This is a genomic window from Maricaulis sp. (assembly GCF_048269565.1).
Taxonomy (GTDB): domain Bacteria; phylum Pseudomonadota; class Alphaproteobacteria; order Caulobacterales; family Maricaulaceae; genus Maricaulis.
Genome location: NZ_JBLXIK010000008.1, coordinates 93070 through 99276 on the forward strand (window position 1 = coordinate 93070; position 6207 = coordinate 99276).

The following is a 6207-nucleotide window of genomic DNA, read 5'->3' on the forward strand; positions in this document are numbered from 1 at the left end:
CACTCCCCCGGACAGCAGAATCAAGCCAGCTTCGCGCCATGGCCCGCATCCGCGCCGTAGACCGGCGATTATTCCTTCTGATCGAAATCGCCGCCCGGCGTCTCAACCGGGATGCCGACGCACGCCTGAAGGCCGAGGCCGGCGTCACCTCGGCCCAGGCCGCCGTGCTCTTCCTGCTGGCGCGGCGCGGCGAGCGCCGCATGGGCGAGATCGGCGACACGCTCTCGCTCAACCCGCCGGCCGTCACCGGCCTGGTCAGCCGCATGGAGACCCTGGGCCTGGTCGTCAAATCCGCCTCCAGGACCGATGGACGCTCCGCCGTCGTCTCGCTGACCGAGAAGGGCCGCGCCCTCGGCGATGCCGCCGATATCAGCCTGCGCGGCCTCAATACCGAGCTCGAGGCGCGGCTCGGCGAGGATGACAGCGACATGCTGCACCGCGTCCTCACCCGGCTGGCCACGGAAAGCTGATCGCGACAGCCCGCCCGGCAGGCCTGATCGCCAAGCCTGCTTGACGCATACGTAAGCGCAAAAGCGTTGGCCAAGCGCCCGCGGGATGCTCTAGTCTGCCGCAAAATCAAATGGGAGACTGCGATGAGCGAGCTGGTTCTGGTCGAGGACGCCGAAGGTGTCCGCACAATCCGATTCAACCGTCCCGACAAGAAGAACGCCCTGACGCGACCGATGTATTCCGCTGCAGCCCACGCGCTGGAAAGCGGCGATGCCGATCCGGCCATCCGTGTCTTCATCATCGCCGGTGCCGGCGGCATTTTCACCGCCGGCAATGACCTGGTCGATTTCATGCAGGCCCCGCCGCATATCGGTGGTGGCGATGTACCGCCGGTCGAGTGCTTCATGCGCGCGCTGCTGAATGCGAAAAAGCCCGTCGTCGCCGCCGTCGACGGCCTCGCCATCGGCATTGGCGTGACAATGCTGATGCATTGCGATCTGGTCTATGCCTCGCCGCGCGCCACATTCAAGACCCCTTTCGTCGATCTCGCCCTGGCGCCGGAATACGGCTCCAGCCAGGTGATGCCGCGCATGTTCGGCCATGTCATCGCGGCCGATTTGCTGCTGCTGGGCTCGACCTGGGATGCCGGCAAGGCCGCGCGCTACGGGCTGATCAATGAGGTCGCCGATGATGTCGAGGCGCTGGCGCGGGCCAGCGCTGCCAATCTCGCCGCCAAGGCTCCCGGCTCGCTGCGCGCCGCCAAGGAATTGATGCGCCGCCCGCCCGAAGCCATCCAGGAGCGCATCACGCTGGAAGGCGGCATGTTCGCCGAATTGCTGCGCTCGGAAGAATTCACCGAGGCGGCAACGGCCTTCATGGAACGCCGCAAGCCGGATTTCTCGAATTTCGGCTAGACTGAACCGATCAGGGGGAGCGATCACATGCTGCGTATCATTCTGGGCGCCAGCGGCGCCGTTCTGGCCGCCGGCCTGGCCGCACTCAACCTGTCACCGATCGGGCAGATCTATCTGCCCTCGGCGACCGGGATTGTCGCCAAGCAGATGTGTTCACTCACCTGGGTCTCCGGCCTTGATCCGGACCAGGCGCGGGCGATGTATCTCGACCCGCTGCTCGGCGATGCCGGCAGCGTGCTGACCCACCATATCGATGCCGACAATCACCAGGTCACCGCGAATTTCCTCGGCCTGTTCTGGACCCAGCGCGCGGTCTGGCGTGACGGGCTCGGCTGCACCCTGGTGCATGGCGGCCATGGCTTCGATCCCGACCTGACCGTCCCGGTCGCGCATGACTTCATGCCGATGGAGCTGGATACCGCCCACCGCGATGCCTGGTTCGACCGCGAGGCGCTCGACGCCGCCGTGCTGGGCGCTTTCGATGATGCCGCGCAGGACAGCCGCAATACGCTTGGCGTCGCCATCCTGCACCAGGGCCGGCTCGTCGCCGAGCATTATGCTCCCGGTGCCAGCCGCGAAACCCGCTTCCATGGCTGGTCGATGACCAAGAGCGTCATCACCACCCTGGCCGGCTCCATGGTCCAGGACGGAATGCTCGACATCCGCGCCGAGGGCGATATCCCGGCCCTGGCCGCGGTCGGCGACCCGCGCCTCGCCGACATCACGGTCGAAAGCCTGTTGCGCATGACCGGCGGACTGGCGATTGCCGAGCTCAATAACGGCATGGATCCCAATTCGCAGATGCTGTTCACGGCGTGGGACATGCCGCATTTCGCCGCCACCCGTGAACGCCTGCATGCGCCCGGCGATCACTGGCAATATATGAGCGGCAATACCATCCTCGCCTCCGACACCATGCAGCGCCGGCTCGGCGACAGCCTGCCGGAACAGATCGCCGCCCTGCGGGCGCGCATCTATGAACCGCTCGGCATCTATTCCGCCATCATGGAACCGGGCGAGAATGGCGTCTTCCAGGGCTCGTCCTACATGTATGCCACCGCCCAGGACTGGGCGCGGCTGGGCCAGCTCTATCTCGACAATGGCGTCGCCAATGGCACCCGCATCCTGCCGGAAGACTGGTATTCAATCGTCGCCGAGCCGACACCGGGGTCGGGCGGCGGTTATGGCATGGGGTTCTGGCTGCCGACCGAGGCCACGGGCCTGCCGCCGGAAACCATCATGATGAGCGGCTTCCAGGGCCAGTGGGGCTATGTCCTGCCCGCGCAGGAGCTGGTGATCGTGCGCTTCGGGGCGACGATCGGCGTCAGTTCACGCTCCGGACGTCTGGCGCGCGAAGTCGTCGATGCATTGCGCCCCCCGGCACCGGTTGAGGTGCCACCGGTTGAGGTGCCAGAGGCCGGGGCCAGCGAAGACGAGCCCCTCTAGGCGCGCGCCACACACACCAGCGGCGGCGATTCCGCAACCAGACCGGAGGCGATGACGGTGCGGACGTGAGTCCGCACCTCACCGGCGGTCGGGACATTGCGGCGGAGGGTTTTGATCAGGGCATGATTGGCGGGGCCGCGGCGCGAGGTGCCCACCGACCAGGTCTGATATCGTCGTTTCAGCAGCGGCACGAATTCAAGGCGTTGCGGATCGGCATGACGGGGGTCGCCGGCAATGCCGTGCCAGAACGCCTCCAGCACTTCGCGTTCGCCCTCGAGCTCTTCCATGAACCAGCCATAATCCCAGACCAGGGCGCCGGTCATTTGCCGGTCAGTGCTCGCCTTCATGCAACAGGCCAGGACACTGCCCAACTCGCCATTGAGCGCACCCACGCCCAGATCGACCTGCGCTTTCGAGACCATCACCGCCCTGTACAACATCGTCGCCGCTACCCGTTCAAAATCCTGTCCGCTGCTGAGTAGCGTGAAGGCTTGAAGGCTTCGTCTCAAAGACGGTGATAATTTCACTCAAACACGTATAAAACCTGAGACAATCGAGGCGGCCCGAGCGCCTGCCGGCCGGCAAATGCCTTGCCACACTCAGGTTTTTACAAACAACCAACCCATGGCTGCGGCGCATCGCGCACTGGCATTTTCTGCGGCGAAGTTGCAGTTTCTACACCCGGTGCAAGCGAGACCCCGACATGGCCTGTAAATCCCTGCGCGACTTCATCGACCAGCTCGAGCGTGATGGCGACCTCGTGCGCATCACGACGCAGGTCTCGACCGATCTGGAGATCACCGAGATCCACAAGCGCACCCTGCACGCCGGCGGCCCGGCGCTGCTGTTCGAGAATGTCGTCAATGAGCAGGGCGTCAAAAGCGAAATGCCGGTGCTGGTCAATCTGTTCGGCACCGTGCGCCGCGTCGCCCAGGCGGTGACGCTCGGCGGCAAGCCGCGCTCGACGGCCGGCGAGCTGCGCGAAGTCGGCGAATTGCTCGCCTTCCTGCGCCAGCCCGAGCCGCCGCGCGATTTCAAGGGCGCTATCGAGCTCTTGCCGTTGGCCAAGACGGTGATGTCGATGCGGCCGAAGACCGTCAAATCGGCGCCCTGCCAGGATATTGTCCTCACCGGCGACGAGATCGATCTCGACCGCCTGCCGATCCAGACCTGCTGGCCGGGCGAGCCGGCACCGCTGATCACCTGGCCGCTCGTCGTCACCAAGGGCCCCTCATCCGACAAGCAGGACGACTATAATCTCGGCATTTACCGCATGCAGAAGCTGGGCAAGGATCACACCCTGATGCGCTGGCTCAAGCATCGCGGCGGAGCGCAGCATTTCGCCCGCTGGAAAGACAAGAAGCCCGATCCCCTGCCCTGCGCCGTCGTGCTCGGTGCCGATCCCGGCACCATTCTCGCCGCCGTCACCCCCATCCCCGACACGCTGTCGGAATACCAGTTCGCAGGAATCCTGCGCGGCCAGAAGGTGGAACTGGTCGACTGCAAGACCGTGCCACTGAAAGTGCCCGCCGAGGCCGAGATCGTGCTCGAGGGCCATGTCATGCTCGACGAATACGGCCCGGAAGGACCCTATGGCGACCACACCGGCTATTATAATTCCGTCGAGCATTTCCCGGTCTTCAGGATCAGCGCCATCACCATGCGCCGGGATCCGATCTATCTGTCGACCTATACCGGCCGCCCGCCCGACGAGCCTTCAGTCCTCGGCGAAGCCCTCAACGAGGTCTTCATCCCGCTCTTGCAGCAGCAATATCCGGAAATCCTCGATTTCTGGCTGCCGCCCGAAGGCTGTTCCTACCGCATCGCCGTCATCTCGATGAAGAAGGCCTATGCCGGCCATGCCAAGCGCGTGATGATGGGCGCCTGGTCCTTCCTGCGCCAGTTCATGTACACCAAATGGATCATCGTCGTGGATGACGACATCAACCCGCGCGACTGGAAAGACGTGATGTGGGCCGTCTCCACCCGCATGGACCCGGCCCGCGACATCGTCACCGTCGAAAACACCCCGATCGACTATCTCGACTTCGCCTCGCCGGTCTCCGGACTGGGCAGCAAGATCGGCCTCGATGCCACCAACAAGGTCGGCAACGAGACCCAGCGCGAGTGGGGCGAAAAGCTGGATATGGATGAGGCGACGAAGGCGCGGGTTGATGCGATGTGGGGGGAGTTGGGGTTGAAGCTTTAATCCAACCAAATTCTCCAACCGTCATTCCAGCGCAGGGTGGAACCAAAGCCCCGGTCTCGCACCCGGGACATGCTCCGGCTCTGCCGGTGCGTGTCCCGACTCGCGAGGTTCCGGACGCGACGCCTGCGGACTGACCGGCGGTCGCGCGAAACCGGGGCGGCCATCGAGACCTCACCAAGTCGGGACACGCACCGGCTGGACGCCGGAGCATGTCCCGGCTGGGCGCCAAACTCTGGCTCGATATGCCGCATCGCCAGTGCGTCTGGCATGAGGCAAACAGATCGCTCCCGACCGCAGCATCCGGCCCGCCATGCCCGCCCCCATCAAGATCACCTACTATTCCGATATCCTCTGCGTCTGGGCCTGGATCGGGCAACGGCGCCTCGATCAGCTGGTCACCAAGTTCGGCGACAGAATAGAGATCGAATCGCATTTCTGTTCGGTCTTCTCCGATGCCTGGGGCAAGATCGAAGGCGGCAAGGGGTTTGACGGCTTCAATGCGCATCTTTGCGAGGTGGTGGCGCAATTTCCCCATGTCGAACTCAATCCGCGCGTCTGGCTCGAGGCGCGGCCGCGCTCCTCGGCGAGTGCGCACCTTTTCGTCAAGGCAATCGAGCTGATCGAGACCGAGGATGGCGTCGCCCTGCCCTGGCCGGAACGCGCCTCGGCCAAGGCTGCGTGGGCGCTGCGCTGCCGCTTTTTCGAGCAGGGTCAGGATATTTCCAGCTACGAGGTCCAGTGCACCATCGCCGACGCGCTCGGCGTCGCGCGCGCCCGCATCGAGGAAAAACTGTGCACATCGGAAGCGATCACCGCCCTGCTGCGCGACTACCAGACCTGCAGCGACCACGCCATCAAGGGCAGCCCGACCTTTGTCATGAATGAGGGCCGCCAGCGCCTGTTCGGCAATGTCGGCTACCGGCTGATCGAAGCCAATGTGCTCGAACTGCTGCGCAACCCGCCGGAAGACCAGGCGAGCTGGTGCTGAGGTGACAGCCTGCAAACGTCACTGCGAGGCCGCCACCAGCTCCGCCCCGGACTACGTCCGGCGCACCTCTTCCATCAAGGAAGAGGTGGGCGTTTGATCTCACCCGCTTCGATGATCTCCCTCCTCTTCCTTGATGGAAGAGGTGGCCGCGAAGCGGTCGGAGCTGGTGAGGATGGCAGGCGCGGCGGTCGGCAGATGGC

Annotated in this window: 6 protein-coding genes; 5 read left to right on the plus strand and 1 reads right to left on the minus strand. The window is 64.7% G+C overall.

Going from position 1 to position 6207, the window contains the following annotated elements:
* Positions 1 to 38: 38 nt before the first annotated feature.
* The 3 genes from ACN0YL_RS13400 (at position 39) to ACN0YL_RS13410 (ending at position 2810) form a co-directional block, all read left to right on the plus strand.
* Positions 39 to 470, plus strand: a complete 432-nt coding sequence (locus tag ACN0YL_RS13400; protein WP_417492592.1) for a MarR family winged helix-turn-helix transcriptional regulator — start codon at positions 39 to 41, stop codon at positions 468 to 470.
* A 123-nt stretch (positions 471 to 593) separates the two neighbouring features.
* Complete coding sequence (locus tag ACN0YL_RS13405; RefSeq protein ID WP_417498320.1) at positions 594 to 1364, plus strand: enoyl-CoA hydratase; 771 nt, start codon at positions 594 to 596, stop codon at positions 1362 to 1364.
* 27 nt (positions 1365 to 1391) lie between these two features.
* Positions 1392 to 2810, plus strand: coding sequence for a serine hydrolase domain-containing protein (locus tag ACN0YL_RS13410; RefSeq protein ID WP_417498321.1), 1419 nt, complete (start codon positions 1392 to 1394; stop codon positions 2808 to 2810).
* Here ACN0YL_RS13410 and ACN0YL_RS13415 read toward each other — a convergent pair.
* Entirely contained in the window at positions 2807 to 3250 is a 444-nt protein-coding gene (locus tag ACN0YL_RS13415; RefSeq protein WP_417498322.1) for a BLUF domain-containing protein, read from the minus strand. The two genes, ACN0YL_RS13410 and ACN0YL_RS13415, sit on opposite strands and share 4 nt — an antisense overlap.
* A gap of 263 nt (positions 3251 to 3513) precedes the next feature.
* On the opposite strand from ACN0YL_RS13415, the gene ACN0YL_RS13420 reads away from it, so the two are divergent.
* Positions 3514 to 5019: a UbiD family decarboxylase gene (locus ACN0YL_RS13420; RefSeq protein WP_417498323.1), complete on the plus strand. Its 1506-nt coding sequence runs from the start codon at positions 3514 to 3516 to the stop codon at positions 5017 to 5019.
* 310 nt (positions 5020 to 5329) lie between these two features.
* Positions 5330 to 6007, plus strand: coding sequence for a DsbA family oxidoreductase (locus ACN0YL_RS13425; RefSeq protein ID WP_417498324.1), 678 nt, complete (start codon positions 5330 to 5332; stop codon positions 6005 to 6007).
* Positions 6008 to 6207: the final 200 nt, after the last annotated feature.